Consider the following 16,692-nt stretch of genomic DNA (forward strand, 5'->3'; position numbering starts at 1 on the left):
CGAAGCCAAATCTAGAGTCACTAGAGAAACCATCACAAGAAGAAGAGACACCAAGGTCGCGAGAATAATGAGCCAATCAGCAAGAGGAATCCAGACTCGTTTCCTTTTCTGCCTCATAAGGAGTTCACGTTGAATCCTGAAATACAGCATCGCTATCCCAAAAGCGCCTATGATCCCTCCGAAATTGGCAAGAGTTCCACTATCCATCGATTCTGTTGACAATCCTCGCACTTCCATAAGTTTTTGTTCTTATGGCCAGCCATCGCTGATATCTTTGCGAATCGGCAACAACATTGAACTCAGCCACGGATCTGTAGTAATCCAGGCAAATTCTTGGTCAATTGACGAGAAATGTCAATGCGTGAGGTACGAATGGGAGGAACGGACAGCGAGATGGGACACCAACTCTCCCTCCCTGGAAAGTTAGGCCATCATAGCGAACAGCATCGGTAGGGTAAACGTTACTGACTCGTGTTCTGATCGTACTCGGCGGCCTCCACAAAGAAATAGGTATGGCAAGCCCGATCGATAAACGTTTTGGAGAGGGTCGGCGGCACGCCGTTAAATTTTGCAATACTGACGATCTGCTCGATCAAATCCCGGGGATGGCAACTCCGCATATTCAATTGATACTTGACATACACACCATCCAATAAATACTGCACCGCTTCCGGATCATACGGCACCCCTTTTTTCTTGCAGACTTCTTCAAAAATCTGTGTAAACCGTTCGGGGGTCGGATCGGCAATGTAGATTTTATTTCTGATCCGACGAAGGAACGCTTCATCGGCCAGCTTGGCCGGTTCCAGATTCGTGGCAAACAAGACAATCGTATCGAAGGGAATTTGGAACACCTTACCCGTATGCAATGTCAGATAATCCACCCGCTTTTCCAACGGCACAATCCATCGGTTGAGCAAATCTCGCGGACGGACCAATTGTCGTCCGAAGTCGTCAATCAGAAACACTCCGCCATTGGCTTTAATGTGAGGAGGCGCTTTGTAATATTTCGCAGAGGCATTAAAAGAGAGATCCAGCGTGGCCATCGTCAACTCACCGCCGGCAAACTCGATCGGACGCTTACACAGTACCCAGCGGGTATCTTTTTCCACTTTGGCTTCAATGAGGGATCTGGCCGCTTCTTGTGGAGCGTCGACTTTGACGTGAGTGATCGGATCAAACACTTGAATGATTTGTCCATCGACCTCCATGGCATAGGGAATATAGACTTCTCCCCCGCCTACCGCTTCCAACATCTTCCCAATGGCTTCGGCCAGGACGGTTTTCCCGTTTCCAGGAGGCCCATACAAAAAAATGGCCCAACCGGAATTGACGGCTTCCCCGAGTTGATCGACGGTGCCAGGAGTCAACACCAGATGTTCCGTCGCCGCTGTCACCGTTCGCCGGTCAATGGTTAAACTATTCACGGGCTGACTTTTGATCATGTTGATATACTGATTGAGGGGTACCGGAGCCGGTCCCACATATCGGCACAGATCCATAAAGGCCGTGGCACGCTGACGACCTGCTTCCGTCAACACATACCGGAGTAACACCCCAAGCGACTCTCCATGTCCCTTGACCTCGCACAACTTCTCCCGTTGGATAAGGATGAACAGCTCCCTCATGACCCCATAAGGCAATTTCATAATCTCTCCGGCCGATCGCTCGGTGAGTTCTCCTTGGGTGTAGAGGGTTCTGACCAGAAGCTGGACAAGCAATTCCTCCGGCAATCCGGTCTCTTCAATCGTTGTCGGAGCCGTTAAGGAGCGAGCGTTGAGAGGTTGGGTCGTCGCATTTCCATGAGATGTCATCGTGGCAGCCGAACTCATTCGTGATCTCCTTTGCTTAGTCTATTTCTTGAATAAGGGGATATGGCGAGGCAGAGGTTCTTCGAGTCGTCAACTTTCGCCCTTTTACAATAGGGATAATCCCTGTAAAATTAAAAAAATATCGCCATGCATAGATCCCCACGCTATTTTCCCATCTCGCTTACACGCCGATTTCCTGAGGTTGCATGAGGATTTCTTTCCATGAACATCTCCATCTCAGCCATCATCGATCCCCTGTGTGTTCCCCTATCGGTTCTGCCAAAAGAATCTTTCATGGCTTTCAGGTGAACTGGCGATTATGGCTAATGGTGTTGGGCCTTATTTCAATTGTTGGCTGCACCGAAGCGCTTCCCGATGACACGCTCCGTTTTGGGTTAGCCAATTCGCCGACGAATTTAGATCCGCGTTTTGCCACTGATGCCACTTCGGCTCGACTCAATCGGCTGCTGTATTCGCGCCTAGTGGACTTCGGCGAGGGCACAATCCCGATTCCAGCTTTGGCCAGGTGGCGTGAACTCTCTCCCATCCATTATCGATTCGAGTTGCAGGAACCAACACCACTCTTCCACAATGGGACACGACTCTCCGCCAACGATGTCAAAGCCACCTATGCCTCCATTTTGAATCCTGCCACGGCATCTCCTCATCGCGGGATTTTGCAAATTATCACCCGGATCGACACGCCGACGGAGAATACCGTTGATTTCTTTCTGAAGCAGCCCGATTCATTATTTCCCGGCTATTTAGTTATCGGCATTCTCCCCGCAAACCTTATTGCCAAGGGACACCCCTTCCATGACGATCCCATAGGGAGCGGGCCCTTTCAATTTCTTGAACGCCCCGATGACACCCGGCTTGTTATCGAACGACGAGCAGATGGTCAACGTGTTGAATTTTTAAGAATTCCCGATCCGACCGTTCGAACCCTTAAGCTTTTGGCAAACGAGATTCATCTCCTACAAAATGATCTCGCCCCTGAGCTTGTTACGTATCTGTCCGCCCACAAAGGCATCACCTTGCAACAGCGTGAGGGGGCAAATTTTGCCTACCTGGGATTCAATCAGTTAGATCCTGTGGTCGGTCAAGAACGGGTGCGGAAGGCTATTGCCCATGCCATCGATCGTGAGCACATTATTCAATTCGTGTTGAGAGGACGAGCCAGGGTCGCGCAAGCGCTCTTTCCTCCGGAGCATTGGGCTGGACATGCCACCTTATCAGGGTACGCCTACGATCCGGAGGAGGCCAAACGCTTATTGAAGGAAGCCGGATATAATCATGCCCATCGGCCGACCATCACCTATAAAACCTCAACTGACCCCTTTCGATTGCGCTTGGCGACAATCATTCAATACCAACTCGACCAGGTTGGAATTGATGTCTCCATCCAAAGCCACGATTGGGGCACATTTTACGGTGACATCAAATCCGGTCGATTCCAAATGTATAGCCTGGCGTGGGTCGGTGTGAAATCTCCGGATATTTTCCGGTATGCCTTTCATAGTGACGCCATCCCTCCTGTCGGCGCCAATCGTGGTCACTTTGCCGATCTGGTGGCGGATCGTCTCATGATGCAAGCCGAACAGACCCTGAACAGGCAGGAGCAGCAGGCCTTATATCGCACCCTTCAAGCTCGTCTCCAGGACGCCCTTCCGTATGTGCCTCTCTGGTTTGAAGACCATTATGCTCTGACGTCCGCCACTATTACCGGATATCAATTGAGTGCCGATGGCAATTTTGACGGACTCAGTCAGGTCCGGTGGATGGGACCGGCCACAGTTCCCCCCAAACGCATCGCACGGCTCTACCCATGACCAGGCCACACTACCATGACCGGGGCAGGCAGCTTCTTTTATTTCAATTACCGTTTTCTCCAGCGTCGTCATGACCCATTTCCTGGTGACAAGAATTTTAAGCGCGATGCTCGCCCTCATGGGAGTCATTTGCCTGGTGTTTCTGTTGATTCATCTTATTCCAGGCGACCCCGTAGAAGTAATGCTGGGTGAATCAGCTCAACCGACAGATAAAGAAACCCTTCGTCATGCATTAGGCTTGGACCTCCCTCTCCATCAACAGTGGTGGATTTATTTTAAGGGGCTTTTACATCTGGATTTGGGCACTTCCCTTTTCTCGGGTCGGGCGATTGTGGATCTGCTCATTGAGCGCATTCCCGCCACCCTCTATCTCAGTCTCGTCTCCCTGATGGTGGCAATCGGTTTAGCGATTCCCCTTGGCCTCGTCGCGGCCGTCCGCCAACACACACCTCTGGATTATGGCGCCATGGGGTTTGCGTTGATTGGACTGTCGATTCCCAATTTCTGGATGGGTCCTGTACTCATTTTAGTCGGGGCGCTTTGGCTTGGCTGGTTTCCCGTAAGTGGGCGGGAAGGTTGGAACGCCGTCGTGCTGCCTGCCCTCACACTCGGAACAGCCATGGCGGCCATCCTGGCCAGAATGATTCGGAGCAGTGTCCTTGAGGTACTGGGAGAGGACTTTATGCGGACCGCTCGCGCCAAAGGTCTCTCCTTAACCCGGGCGGTTTTGCGCCATGCACTCCCCAATGCCCTCTTACCCATCTTGACACTCCTGGGTTTGCAGCTCGGGGGCTTGCTTGGTGGTGCGGTCATCACTGAAACGGTTTTTGCCTGGCCGGGATTAGGGCTACTGATGATTGAAGCCATACAACAGCGCGATTATCCGGTTGTGCAAGCGGCAGTGCTTTGTATCAGCGTGACCTATATCGTGGTAAATCTGCTCACAGATCTGCTGTATGCCTGGCTGGACCCTCGCATCCAATTTACCACTGACTAACCCATGCGTCTTTGGCTCCCACTCTCCATCATCGCCGCGTGGGCCTTTCTGGCCATCTTCAATTTCATCTTTTCCTTAAGCCCTGATGCGATTGATCTCACCAAAATTCTTTCCCCGCCAAGCCTGGAGCACTGGTTGGGGCATGATGAATTAGGTCGACCGGTTGCCGACCGCCTCATCAGCGGCGCACACACGTCGTTTTTTGTTTCGCTGTGCGTGGTCGCCCTGGGGGTGAGCCTTGGAAGCCTTCTTGGCGTCTCCAGTGCGTATCTGAGCGGATGGGTCGATGCAGGCTTTGTGCGAATTGTAGACGTCATGCTCGCCTTCCCGGGATTACTGCTTGCCATCGCCCTCGCCGGGGCATTGGGACCGGGAATCGGCAATGTCATTCTGGCGTTGGGAATCGTGGGATGGGTGGGATATGCCCGACTGGCGAGAGGACAGGTTCTCGCCCTCAAGCACGCCGATCACGTGCTGGCGGCTCAAGCCATCGGCGCACCGCCTTGGCGTATAATTCTCCGGCACCTTCTGCCATTAATCATGGCTCCGCTTATTGTTGAAGCCAGCTTTGGTGTTGCCGGCGCCATCATAGCCGAAGCCGGCCTCTCATTTTTGGGACTGGGGGTTCAACCTCCTGCCGCGTCATGGGGAAGCATGATTCGCGACGGAACCCGCTACATGTTGGTCGCGCCCCACCTGGTCGTCTTTCCCGGCTTGGCTCTTATGGCGGTCGTTCTCGCGGCAAACATGCTGGGAGATTGGCTGAGAGACCGGTTGGATGTGAAAGAACAGACTTCCCGAAGACTGTCATGAAACATGTCAAACAGCAAACTGAAGGTAACTGCCGGTTCAACACCCACAGCCACCTTCCTGACCTCGGACTCAATAATGGACGGAATGTCTTTGTTCGTTCAGGGTGTTTCCTTTTTTTCCGAAGGCAGCGGAAACGAGATGATGATGGCACCCATCACATCTCCCATTTTAAAATCACGCTTGGAACTCAACAAATGCCCGTTGTGGCAGTCCACACAGGCTTTCGAAACAGCCCGATCCGCATAAATGGCTTTGAAAAACCGTTGATCCCCTCTCTTGATAATTCCACTATATACCTCATCGGGATCCTCGGCCACGACTTTTAATCCGGCCTCTTCAAAGGCGGTGCTCGGCCCATTCTCCTCATAAATAGGCCACAGACTGGCCAGACGGTACCGCAGGCCGGACCCGCCCATTTCGACCACTCTTCCACCCATCAAAAGCATTTGCGCCGGGAGCGGAAGCGCCTTCCGTTGCTTCCAGGCCTCTGCGGCAACCACGATCCGATCCTCCTGCATGCGATCCACCACATGTGTCGTATAGAGCGCTCTGTCCGCGGCAATCACCGCATGGATATACCCGGCCACAACCTCTGGAGAGAAATTCACTTCAGTCCCTGGTGCCATCCGCACTTCCGATTCATCCTCACCCGCAGCTTGTGCGCGCTCCCAACCGCCCGGGTACACCATTGCCCCAAGCACGATTCCTATGAATAATATCCGTAAACTCATGGTCGCCCTCCTTTCATCCGTCATACTTCAGTGAATGAACCAACATCCTGTTGCCTTGCTTCGAGCGGGCTACCCGGGAGACGTCTCCTGTTCTTGGACTTTCCGTCATTAATTTCCCTCGTCTGCAGGGTGACCACTCGTGGCACGCAGACAGCCCGTTAGGGAATCTGGCGTCTAATCGAAGGAACAATTTCCAGGCCTTCTTCCAATAACTCCAATCCAAAACGGGGATTCTCCTCTATTTCATGCGCACTACGCCGGCCTTGTGGAGCCTCATACTGAAAATTCGCCACAGTGGCTTTCTGAGCCGTCACCGTGATGGGTTGTTCGACAAACTCCTTCATCCCGGGATGCCAGGCAGTCAGCATATAGTCTCCAGGAGGAACGTCGGTAATTTCAAAGGTTCCATCCTCGGGAGTAATCGCATAATAGGGGTTCTCCAACACGAGTCCCCAGGAAAACATGTAGGGATGGAATCCGCACTGCATGACAAACACATTCCGTCCTTTTCGTAAATGAATTTTTTCCACCATCGGTTCACCGGGAAGGTGTTTCTTGCCGAATATTCCCGCCACCTTGTGATACGGGTTCATCGGGAGGGGACGATTGAACAATACCCTGGCTCCTCGCTCTCTGGCCGTTTCATAGGCCTGAATATCATGCTCGACCGGGTCCATGTTGACTACGGTCAGTTCGTCCCCATCGCGCAATACATTCACAAACGGAATAAAGTCACAGTCGACTGATTCGATCCTGACCTTAGGCATGTGAAACGGCTTCCCTTTTTCGATATCTTTGAGATAAACCACCACATCCTTAAGACTTTGATCAGGCCCGATAATAAAATCCTCAACAATGCGCCAACCCGTTCCCGTAGAGATGGTTCCACAAAACACCGGATCGGGAATCGTCACCAGATTAAAGGCCATGGGTCTGGGCTTATCTCCTGTAATGGTCACTTTCCCCTGAATGGTTCCCCCATTAGTCACGGTTATTTCATCGTAGGACCATGCCGTTTGCGCGAAAAGCGCTAGAAGCCCAACCCCTACGATCTCTTTCCATACTTTTCGGCCCTTCATTCTCTCCTCCCACAAAAAATAAAATGATTGTTCTGCTTATGGACATTCTATCGAACCACCCACTCAAAAAAAAAGCGGGGAAGCCGAAGAGTGGCTTCCCCGCTTTCGGTAACCCTCAGAATGAGGGTCTGGCTTACTTCGCGATGGTGGGAATAATTCGCGGCTCGCCACCGGACTCCTCAAGAGTCGCTTGTTTGGAAGACAAGGCCGAACCATCCAATGGCTGAATTCGTTGATCCGTGTTCGGCAACACCCGGAGATAGCCCCATTGCCCTGATTGGGAATAGGGTAACCGGCCATTGCTCCACACATAATCTCCGGCCAGAGACCATTTGCCTCCTGCCGAGGGCAGGAAAACATCCAAACCTTCCGAACCCGAGAACTCCACGGTGCTAATCATATCCGCACCAGGCAGGAAGGGTTCGATCGGCCATTCATGCTTCTCCACCGTGAACATCCCGTTCTGCTCACTGCTGGCGCCAAAGACGTGAATCCGTACTTTGTCTCCCGCATGGGCTTCAATCACCGGTGTCGCAGGATCCTGCGGCTTGTCCACTTGGCACGGTTGGAACATCCGGCCCAATGAACAACCGGCTTCTTCCCGATGGAGATAGGGTTCGGCGCGATAGTTGACGCCGGTCAGCCCTGCCACATTTTGCACATAGGGCATGAAGCTGGTTCCGATGATGTTATCCTCGTCCTGGAAATACAAGGCGACATCCCGGTAGCTCGCCCGGCTCTCATTGCCCTGAATAGTCCGATCCACGATCACATCGGCATTCCAACTGTTTTTCAGGGAAATATCTTCCCCGGTTTTGGGATCACGGTACTGTGATCCCTTGGGACCGATAATGATTCCCCCGTACAAACCGTTGCGGGGATTCATGGACACATTTCCCCAATCCCACACCAAGGTTTGCGTCTCGCCATTGAAGGGATCCGCATAATAGGTGTACATCCGGGATTCACCAGGCGCCACAGTTTGGTCCCCGGGGTTGTTCCCCAAATTGAGGCCTTGGGAATCTTTGGGATCGAAGGCCAGGCCGAAGGCCGAGAACGACGCTCGCCCTTCTTTGAGCTTATTCGTCAATTTGACTTGGAGACAGTCACCCACGTTGGCCCGTAACGTTAACGGCATGGGTTGCACGTCACTACCGACCTTTTGCACCTCATCTTCGAGGACATAGATTTTGGCTTCAGGATTGCGCAATTCAATCTTGCGTTCAAAGTCCACTTCAATCGTTTCCGGAGCATTGCTATTAAAGCTCATCCCCGGATGGTCCAAGGCCACGACATTGAAGCTCTTCACCGGAGCTCCTTTCGGACAAACCGGCAATCGCTCCGGCATGCCTTCTTTGCCATAAGCTTTATTCGGCAAGGGCTGCAGATCACTCACCGGCTTATCCAAGACCCGAATCAGCCCCCAAGAGCCTTCCGAAAACTTCGAACTCCGGCCATTAAAAAACATATAATCGCCGGCTTGATGGCGTGGGCCACCCGCTTCCGGAATGACCAGGTCATACCGTTCGGCAATGCCGATATGCAGCGAATGTTTGCGATTGGCTTCCTGCGCATAGCGTTCTGACCAGAACGTATGGCCGGACAATGTGAACACATTACTTTCATTCATCGTCACATCCAACAGCCGGAACACAATGGCATCGCCAAGGTAGGCCCGAACCATAGCCGTACTGGGATCACCATGCACCACACTGCTGAATATTTGCGACGGCTCCGGGTTATTGGCCAATCGTTGTGCAAACGGCTCTGACCGGAAATTCAACGCCCCCCCGGTGGTATGCGTACCGCCATTCAGGAACGGCATAGGCGTCATTTTAATTTTGTCGTTCGGCGGCATGATGAACGACACGGTCCGACCCGCTTCTAAGGCCACATCCACGGGTTGCCCCGGAGGATTGCCCGCGGTCACGATGTTCACCGTGTGCGGCACGGTATCCATAATATGCACCATTAATTCACGGAAGCTGCCGGCCACGTCATGACCCACACGCTCTACCGCATGGATATCGGCGACCGGGCCCGTTCGAATCCGTTTGCCGGTCTTCGGATCGTGCCACGTGGAGCCGAAGGGTTCGGCAATCATGGTTCCGACCGCCCCGTGTGGCCATGTCGTGCCACCAAAGGCATGGTCATGCCAGAACACACTCCCAACATCCGCATCCACCCAGAACCGCTGCCGCACATATTCCACGGTCACAATGTCCTTGACGGGATGCGCATTTTTTAATGGCTGGGCAAAGGTCAACGTATTGCCATTAATCTTGACTATCCGTCGCACCTCCTGGCCTTTGACATTATCCGCACCAATCAAAATTGGAATGCCCACATGATATTGCTTGGCATTCGAAACCTCCAAGGTTTTGTCACCTTTCCTGGCGGCCTTCGTCACCTTCGCATTCATCGGCACCGGCAACCCTTTATCCGACTTTTTCTCGAATTGGGTAAACGGCCGCATGGATTGTTCATACGAAAATCCTGAAATAACCCCATCGGATGCCTGATTATCGAACTGGAAGAAATGGAAATGCGTGTTGATCTTGGACGACTGGAAGTTCGTGATATCGTCATCCAACCATTCACTCGTCAGCGTCCAATCGATGCAATCATACACATTCGCCCGAACCACCAACGGAAATTTTTTGTCGTTGTTGGCCCGCACTTCTTCCTCTTCCTCATGCACAACATAGAGAAGCCCATTGGGGTCGACAATCGCCGACTCCTTTCCTTCGGCAGCCGACAATTCTATCGGCAACTTAATAAAATGCACCTTGTAATCCTGTGATCCGGCTCGATCCGGACACAGACTCCAAGAGCCATTTTCGCCGGCCTTGGCCGGTTCGACCGACCGTGTTCCATCAGGATTCAATCGGATCATTTCCAACCATGGGGCCGGATTATGATCATTGGAAAACGGCACACGTTTTCCGAAATGCGGCGTGAGCCACGGCCACGCGACTTTCCCGGTAGACGGTTCAAACCAAATGGCCCGCCGTTCCCCGGCTTTATATCCCTGCCACTCCGGCCGATATTTGGGATTTTCCCCAAGCGTCGGCTCTTTCTCGCTCATGGCCTTCGAATCATCCCAGACCCAATCCATGACGGTCGCATCATAGGCCTTCATTTGACCGGCCTCATCATCTTTATGCCCGGGCTTGCCTTGATTGCTGAGCTGCATTTCCACCCAGTCTTTGATATTCACGACGGCGGGCTCGGCTTTCCAATCACTTTTGCCTTTACCCACAATCTTGAATTGTTTGCCGAACCAATTGACGGTCTTGCCCACCAGTTGATCGGAAGTCACGGGTTTGTGAATGCGGCCTAACCGGTCCGGCAATTCTCGCAAAGGAGCCATCACGTCATTTTGCACACCTGGCTCTTGCAGGCTGTTATACACACGCCAGTAGCCCCACATACCGGCCACATAGTGATGCGCCACATGGCAGTGAAAGAGAAAATCTCCCGCCAACCATTGGCAAAGCCCCGAGCCGCATTCGGTCTCCAAATCTAACGCCTCAGATGGCCCAATCACTTCCACATCGACCCGGTCCGACTTCGTCCGAATCACCGGATATTTCACAGGGCCGTTTTGCCCCGTACTCCAGACCGGCATCTGCGTCGCACGTGGGCTTCGTTGCCACCGAATGGACCCGCCATGAGGATGATGCGAATGGAAGACTTCCGATCCACCATGCACAATACGGAATTTAGCCGGGTCACCCAAATAACTCCGGGGAATAGTCGGGGCGGCATCACCAAAGGTATAGGAACTATACGCCATCGACTCATCTTCAAATCCAAAGTATTCATGTTGCACGTGCATATTGTTGATACCGAACGGCTCACTACGATAATTGAGAGCCCGGGCACCCGGACGATAGGCATCGGTGAGCGGGTCCCGCTGAGGCAGGAAGTCTCCATGCTTATTCACGGGACGAAACGCTTCATCACCGACTTCATGATAAATCAGGACAAATTCCCGAAAGTCAGGTCCGTTCCCATTATCAATCATCACCTGCCAGCCACTCGTGGCTTCCGTGGCCGGCCCCGTACCCAATGGCTCATAGTAATTCGATCCACGTGGTTCCACGACGAAGACGCCGAAGAGTCCCATGACCGTCAACTCCCGGTCATTGCTAAAGGTATGAAATTGCTTTCCACCTTCTTGAGTATCGGGATGGATGTACCATTCCATTTCAATGGCTTGGCCTTCTGTCGCCACCGAATCAGGATTGGTGGTGAGTGCCGGCTGACCGGTCTGGCTCATCACCATATCAGACCCATTGATATGCAAACTGACTTCTTCGCCGAATTCCAATTGGTTACGCAGAGTCACCTTCACGCAATCGCCTTGATTGCCGCGAATCACCAAGGGTTGTATCCACTGATCCTGGATGCCATTTTTCACAGCTCCCGGATCAGCATGCCCTTCCTTTTCACGAGCCTCGGCATTTTTGGCTTCCTCCTCACGGATCTTGTCAATATTTTCGGTCAAGGCATACATATACCCGGGATAATAATCCAGCCATTGATTCAGACTGATTTCCACATCAATGGCTGACACATCATAATTTCGAACAGGTGCGGTCTTGGGACATAACCCACCTTTCATGGACACCGGCTCCACACCGGTCGTACTTGCCAGGAGACCATTCGCCGGCCCCGCTCCATATTGGTGAATCATCGACATGGAATCAAATGCACCCGTGTCGGCGCCCTTATGCTCCATGTCCTTCTGCATTTGCTCCATCATGCGATGATGCTGCTGCTCAACCAGGGCCGCCCGTTCCGCCCGCCCTTCCATGGCATCTTCCACAATCGTCTGGCCCTTGAGCTGTTCGGCCCAACCAGGAGATTGCGCCGGCACCCCCGTCTGATGGACGTGGGGAGGAGATGCATCTTCAGCACTGACAAAGGCCGGGGTAGCCCAGAAGGCCGCTCCCCCCATTAGCGCCAAAAATATAGACGCAGTTAAAAATCTACTATTGCCGTGAAACATTCTCCGGCCTCCTTACTTATGGGGTGAATAAAGATCCAGTTTTTTACCAGACAACTTCTTTCAACATTCCAGGTTTCTCGAAAAACAGCCCGGCCTTTTGCTTGATTTTAAGTGCCGACGCCAGAATTCCTCTTTGAGAGGTCGGGCATTACGGAGGCCGGTCCATCACACCCAAACCAGCGTCGGCATCAATTTGTTCCGCAACATCGATGCCAATAAACACTCATCCATGCGATAAACCACAGAAGCCCCTACTGGTGCTGTTTTTAGTGAACAGTCAGGATTGAATGGAAAAATGCACAGCGTGGCAGAATGTCCAACATCTTGGACCAACTTTTCCGGGCTTTGTTATTTCAACAAAAATTCAAGAAGTTGTGTGTCCAAAAAAATGGACAATTGAAAGCTGAGAATGGGGATTTTGGGGGCAAAAACCGTTCAGATTAGGAAATATGATAGTCCCGCAATTTGTTGTAAAGGCTGGATCGACTGATATTCAAGGCCCGCGCTGCGCGGGTCTTATCTCCCTTGGCATCCCGGAGGGCTTGGAGGATTCTTGACCGTTCCGCTTCCTGGCGAGCAATTTTCCCGATCGAACTCAAATCGCGTTTGTCGGGTTGCAACGGATGATCGGCAAAAAAATCTTTCACTTCAATTGTGGAATGCGGGCATGTGACGACCACCCGTTCTATTAAGTTTTCTAATTCCCGGACATTCCCGGTCCACGAATGGTGCACGAGAGCCCTTTGAGCATCCTGGCTGACCTGCATCGGATCACGCCCGTGCTTTCTGGCGCATTGCTCCAAAAAGAACCTCACCAACAATAGAATATCGTCTCTCCGCTCTCTCAAGGGCGGAACGGTTAGCGGGAGGACGGCAAGCCGATAGTATAAATCCGCACGAAACAAATTGGTTGCCACAAGATGTTCCAGAGGTTTATTCCCGGCGGAGATGATCCTTACATTCACCTTGATGGATCCATTGCTCCCCACGGGCTTGATTTCGCCTTCCTGCAGGACGCGAAGTAAGCGGGCTTGAAATGCAGGAGTGGTATCAGTAATTTCATCCAAAAAAATCGTGCCGCCTTCGGCTTCTTCAAACAAGCCTTTTCGATCAGCGACCGCTCCGGTAAAGGATCCACGTACATGGCCGAATAATTCGCTTTCCAGCAATGTCTCGGGCAATGCACTGCATTCCACCACAATAAAAGGCCGGAGGCGTCGACGACTCAAGGCATGAATGGTCTTTGCCACCAATTCCTTGCCCGTTCCACTTTCCCCTTGAATAAGCACCGTTGCTTCGCTCGCCGAGATCAATCGAATCATTTCCACCAATTGTTGAATCGGCTCACTGTTTCCGATGATCGTGGGAGGGAGGGTCTCCGGGAAGAATTTCCCAGGCAATGCAGGGGGGTCAGATGGATCCTCATCCTGTGGAACCATCATAATACTCTCACTCCCCCGAGCCCCCATCAATATCGCAACATGGGTCCTACCGGTCTCGCTTTTCAATGGCACCGCACGGGGAAACGGACATACAGGGGTGGCCACGGCTGAAGGGGAAGGACAAGGAAATGTATTCTGAACTTGCCCGTCAGACCGAAACAGTTCTATTGCGTGACAGGGGTCACAAGGTGTCTGAATGGAAGCCAGTGAGTTGGAAGAAGAGAAATATGATGAAGGGATTAATGGACAGTCTTTCGCTTTTTTAGTGGCTGAGGGATTGGCATACACCAATTCCTTCCGAGGATTGAAAATCACAACCGGCTCATCCACATGCTGCGCCAGAAACTTCAATCCTTCAATCCGCGCATTTAAAGACCTGTCGGAATCAGAATCCTGATGCACGAACGATCCGGCCATCGTTTATCCTTTCTTTATCTCGTTATCTCGTTTACTGCCTCAATAAAACGGAAGGTTCCCGCAGGGATTCACCAAACACATTTGACAAATCCACGCCTTTAAATCAGAAATACGAAGAGGTTTCTCAAAATATCCCTTGACACCACAATCTAACGCTTTCGCTTGGGACTGACTGTCTCCATAGGCCGTCATGACGACAATCGGACATTCCGGCGCTTTTTCCTGGAGGCGCCGCAAATAGGGAAATCCACCATCCGGCATTTTCAAGTCCGTCACAATCACATTCGGCACCACAGCCTTTAGAACATTCAAGGCATCTGTTCCGTTCTCGGACTCGATCACGCGACACCCTTGTTCTTGAAGGGCGTCCACAAGCAGTGTCCGCATCGCTTCATCATCATCCACGACCAGGATGGTACATGATTGCCCGCTAGGTTTTACCGGTGTGGTACCTGAGGACATTACCCCACCCTCCTCCAAAACATGACACACCCAATTAGGGAACTGAAAATGCTCCTAATACACAAATACTGAGCAAGTTCTGGGCCCCTGACGTATGGATGATACGTGCATAAGTTGGCCCATTTTGGTCTTAACCACGCATATCAGGGAGGTCATCCTGTGGATTTTTTCTACAATTTGATTGAAGAGTTTTTTTGCAACCTGAGGGAAACCTGATTTTTCATGAATATGAGTGAGAGAATCAATGGAAAGTTGATTCCATCTTCAGACTAATGGTTCTCACCATCCTTGTCCTCATCGTCAACCTCCAACTGTCCCCCACGATGGCACTTCAAACATTTAGCAAAATGCCCGAGTCGATGAGCACCCTCTCCTTTCCGAATCAATCGCTCAACATACGAATTGTGTAGTAATGTGCCATTCTGTTTTTCGGCCTCGGCGTTTATCACGTGGCAATCCGAGCAGGACGTCGCGCCTGTTGCCCGAAAAATTAATTCCCCATGAGGATTTTCGACCCTACCGATGGTAATGGCCGTTAACACACCGCGATGCTCCGTGTGGCAGGCCAGACAACCTTGACGGGTTTGAATCACATCCCGATGCAATTGGCGAACATCGGGTTCGGATCGAGATTGAAAGGCTTCCAACGTATGACAGGCCAGGCACTTTTGCGGTGTGGCCCCTCTAAACGGTTCATGACAGGACAGACATCCCGCAATGTCAGTGTGATACCGGCTGAGATCTCCAGGAGCCCACAAGGCTTCAGTGTATAAGGGAGAAGCCCAGGCCAGAGCCCCGATGATCAGACCCGTCAGAACCCAGATAAGGGGCGCAACCCATGGTCGACGACATCCCATGATTTAGAAGCCGCCAAAAAAGAGGGCTCCTCCGATGTGCAGCAGCGTGAAGGAAACAAATGACCACGTTAGGGGGCCGTGAAGACATTTCCACCATCGGAGTGTCTCCTCTTGTAACGCCAGACCATGCAGATGCGCCTCAATCGCGTCCTCGGTCATCCCATCAAACGACAGCTCATGCCGTCGTTCGTATAATGTTCGAAACGCCAGATAATGCAAGGCCTGCCCGGTGATCCCACTCATCACCACCAGGACCATGGTGATAAGGGCGATGATCGGCACCAGGGCATGAAAATGCACACCGGCATGGACAAAAATAATTAAGGGCCCAACAATGCCAAAGACGATATGTACCTGAAACCAGGCATGTGACCAGACCTGATTAGGATACAACCACCGTTTCATTGGATACACAAAGGTCAGACCAATGAAGACTAGGCCGGTCCACCCAACCAGGTGAGCCATTTGCGTGTGACCGAAGGGCCTGTCTGCTCTGACACTCAAGAGGAATTCAAGAAAAAGGGCAGCGGCAACGGTGAGAAAAGTCAACCCGAGTACCAGAGATGTACGACGGGAAAGAGACGGGATCATAAAGAACTTTTCCCATTTCTCATCGCAACTGGTGTATTCATCGTTCAGGCGGGCTTGTGAGTCAACACAGGAGAAGAAGGAGGGAGGAGCGCCCGTAATTTTGTTTCAATGACCTCAGGGGCCTTGATTCCACGGAACCGAACACTCCGGCCTGAACTCTGGGAGTGAATAACAAGAGTACCGATTCCCAACATTCTGGCTATTGGTCCCTGCATAACTTCGACAGATTGGAACATCCCGAATTCCACGCTGGCCATGTCCTTGCCCGTATACCCATTCCTAAGCACAACTCGCTTGGACGTGAGGAGATATTTGGCCCAATAACGAAGAACCACCACGAGCCACAACAACAGGCCCGCCCCGACAAGCCACATTTCCCAGCCAGGAAAGCCTAACTGCGCAAGGAAGAGACCTCGCATTCCTGTCCACAGACTAAAAAAATACAGCCACGTAAATTGTCCCCACGAGGGATAGCCCTCCCAGATAATCCGTTCGGGATCTCCTGCCTCACTCATATCTTCACATCCTTTGTGTTTAACCCCTGGAATATTGTTTCACCTTCTTAAAAATTCTTAAAAACACAGATCTCATTCCCCGGAACACGACAATGCGCCGTATCATGAACTTTGACACAGACGAGATC

The 16,692-nt window shown here is 51.9% G+C and carries 12 protein-coding genes; 3 read left to right on the forward strand and 9 right to left on the reverse strand.

Features of this window, described 5'->3' with window-relative positions; all coding sequences use genetic code 11:
- Positions 1-461 precede the first annotated feature (461 nt).
- On the reverse strand, positions 462-1,832 hold the full coding sequence (locus tag LX98_RS12355) for a DUF8689 domain-containing protein (RefSeq protein WP_312746128.1): 1,371 nt from the start codon (positions 1,830-1,832) through the stop codon (positions 462-464).
- Between the two features lie 185 nt (positions 1,833-2,017).
- On the opposite strand from LX98_RS12355, the gene LX98_RS12360 reads away from it, so the two are divergent.
- The 3 genes from LX98_RS12360 to LX98_RS12370 all read left to right on the forward strand — a co-directional run bounded on the left by LX98_RS12360 (position 2,018) and on the right by LX98_RS12370 (position 5,453).
- Positions 2,018-3,643: an ABC transporter substrate-binding protein gene (locus tag LX98_RS12360; RefSeq protein WP_496429190.1), complete on the forward strand. Its 1,626-nt coding sequence runs from the start codon at positions 2,018-2,020 to the stop codon at positions 3,641-3,643.
- A 70-nt stretch (positions 3,644-3,713) separates the two neighbouring features.
- A complete protein-coding gene (locus LX98_RS12365) occupies positions 3,714-4,640 on the forward strand; it encodes an ABC transporter permease subunit (protein WP_496429191.1) in 927 nt (308 codons plus the stop codon).
- A gap of 3 nt (positions 4,641-4,643) precedes the next feature.
- Positions 4,644-5,453, forward strand: coding sequence for an ABC transporter permease subunit (locus LX98_RS12370; RefSeq protein ID WP_496429192.1), 810 nt, complete (start codon positions 4,644-4,646; stop codon positions 5,451-5,453).
- Positions 5,454-5,551: 98 nt separating this feature from the next.
- Here LX98_RS12370 and LX98_RS12375 read toward each other — a convergent pair whose 3' ends face one another.
- The 8 genes from LX98_RS12375 to LX98_RS12410 all read right to left on the reverse strand — a co-directional run bounded on the left by LX98_RS12375 (position 5,552) and on the right by LX98_RS12410 (position 16,564).
- Positions 5,552-6,184, reverse strand: coding sequence for a c-type heme family protein (locus LX98_RS12375; RefSeq protein WP_496429193.1), 633 nt, complete (start codon positions 6,182-6,184; stop codon positions 5,552-5,554).
- Positions 6,185-6,342: 158 nt separating this feature from the next.
- Complete coding sequence (locus LX98_RS12380) at positions 6,343-7,263, reverse strand: carboxypeptidase regulatory-like domain-containing protein (RefSeq protein WP_496429194.1); 921 nt, start codon at positions 7,261-7,263, stop codon at positions 6,343-6,345.
- Positions 7,264-7,396: 133 nt separating this feature from the next.
- The gene (locus LX98_RS12385; RefSeq protein ID WP_496429195.1) at positions 7,397-12,280 is read right to left on the reverse strand and encodes a multicopper oxidase domain-containing protein; all 4,884 of its coding nucleotides are present in this window, start codon (positions 12,278-12,280) and stop codon (positions 7,397-7,399) included.
- Between the two features lie 440 nt (positions 12,281-12,720).
- Entirely contained in the window at positions 12,721-14,139 is a 1,419-nt protein-coding gene (locus LX98_RS12390; protein ID WP_496429196.1) for a sigma 54-interacting transcriptional regulator, read from the reverse strand.
- Between the two features lie 39 nt (positions 14,140-14,178).
- Complete coding sequence (locus LX98_RS12395) at positions 14,179-14,601, reverse strand: response regulator (protein ID WP_496429197.1); 423 nt, start codon at positions 14,599-14,601, stop codon at positions 14,179-14,181.
- Positions 14,602-14,870: 269 nt separating this feature from the next.
- On the reverse strand, positions 14,871-15,458 hold the full coding sequence (locus tag LX98_RS12400; protein ID WP_496429198.1) for a hypothetical protein: 588 nt from the start codon (positions 15,456-15,458) through the stop codon (positions 14,871-14,873).
- Between the two features lie 3 nt (positions 15,459-15,461).
- Positions 15,462-16,049 carry a hypothetical protein gene (locus LX98_RS12405; protein ID WP_496429199.1) on the reverse strand — a complete coding sequence of 196 codons (588 nt, stop codon included), beginning with the start codon at positions 16,047-16,049 and terminating at the stop codon, positions 15,462-15,464.
- A 44-nt stretch (positions 16,050-16,093) separates the two neighbouring features.
- Positions 16,094-16,564 carry a PH domain-containing protein gene (locus LX98_RS12410; RefSeq protein ID WP_496429200.1) on the reverse strand — a complete coding sequence of 157 codons (471 nt, stop codon included), beginning with the start codon at positions 16,562-16,564 and terminating at the stop codon, positions 16,094-16,096.
- Positions 16,565-16,692 lie beyond the last annotated feature (128 nt).

The organism is Nitrospira marina, from assembly GCF_059568365.1.

Coding starts and splice junctions, on each gene's coding strand:
- LX98_RS12355 (WP_312746128.1), bottom strand. CDS start 1,832: ATGAGTTCGGCTGCCACGATGACATCTCATGGAAATGCGACGACCCAA.
- LX98_RS12360 (WP_496429190.1), top strand. CDS start 2,018: ATGAGGATTTCTTTCCATGAACATCTCCATCTCAGCCATCATCGATCC.
- LX98_RS12365 (WP_496429191.1), top strand. CDS start 3,714: ATGACCCATTTCCTGGTGACAAGAATTTTAAGCGCGATGCTCGCCCTC.
- LX98_RS12370 (WP_496429192.1), top strand. CDS start 4,644: ATGCGTCTTTGGCTCCCACTCTCCATCATCGCCGCGTGGGCCTTTCTG.
- LX98_RS12375 (WP_496429193.1), bottom strand. CDS start 6,184: ATGAGTTTACGGATATTATTCATAGGAATCGTGCTTGGGGCAATGGTG.
- LX98_RS12380 (WP_496429194.1), bottom strand. CDS start 7,263: ATGAAGGGCCGAAAAGTATGGAAAGAGATCGTAGGGGTTGGGCTTCTA.
- LX98_RS12385 (WP_496429195.1), bottom strand. CDS start 12,280: ATGTTTCACGGCAATAGTAGATTTTTAACTGCGTCTATATTTTTGGCG.
- LX98_RS12390 (WP_496429196.1), bottom strand. CDS start 14,139: ATGGCCGGATCGTTCGTGCATCAGGATTCTGATTCCGACAGGTCTTTA.
- LX98_RS12395 (WP_496429197.1), bottom strand. CDS start 14,601: ATGTCCTCAGGTACCACACCGGTAAAACCTAGCGGGCAATCATGTACC.
- LX98_RS12400 (WP_496429198.1), bottom strand. CDS start 15,458: ATGGGATGTCGTCGACCATGGGTTGCGCCCCTTATCTGGGTTCTGACG.
- LX98_RS12405 (WP_496429199.1), bottom strand. CDS start 16,049: ATGATCCCGTCTCTTTCCCGTCGTACATCTCTGGTACTCGGGTTGACT.
- LX98_RS12410 (WP_496429200.1), bottom strand. CDS start 16,564: ATGAGTGAGGCAGGAGATCCCGAACGGATTATCTGGGAGGGCTATCCC.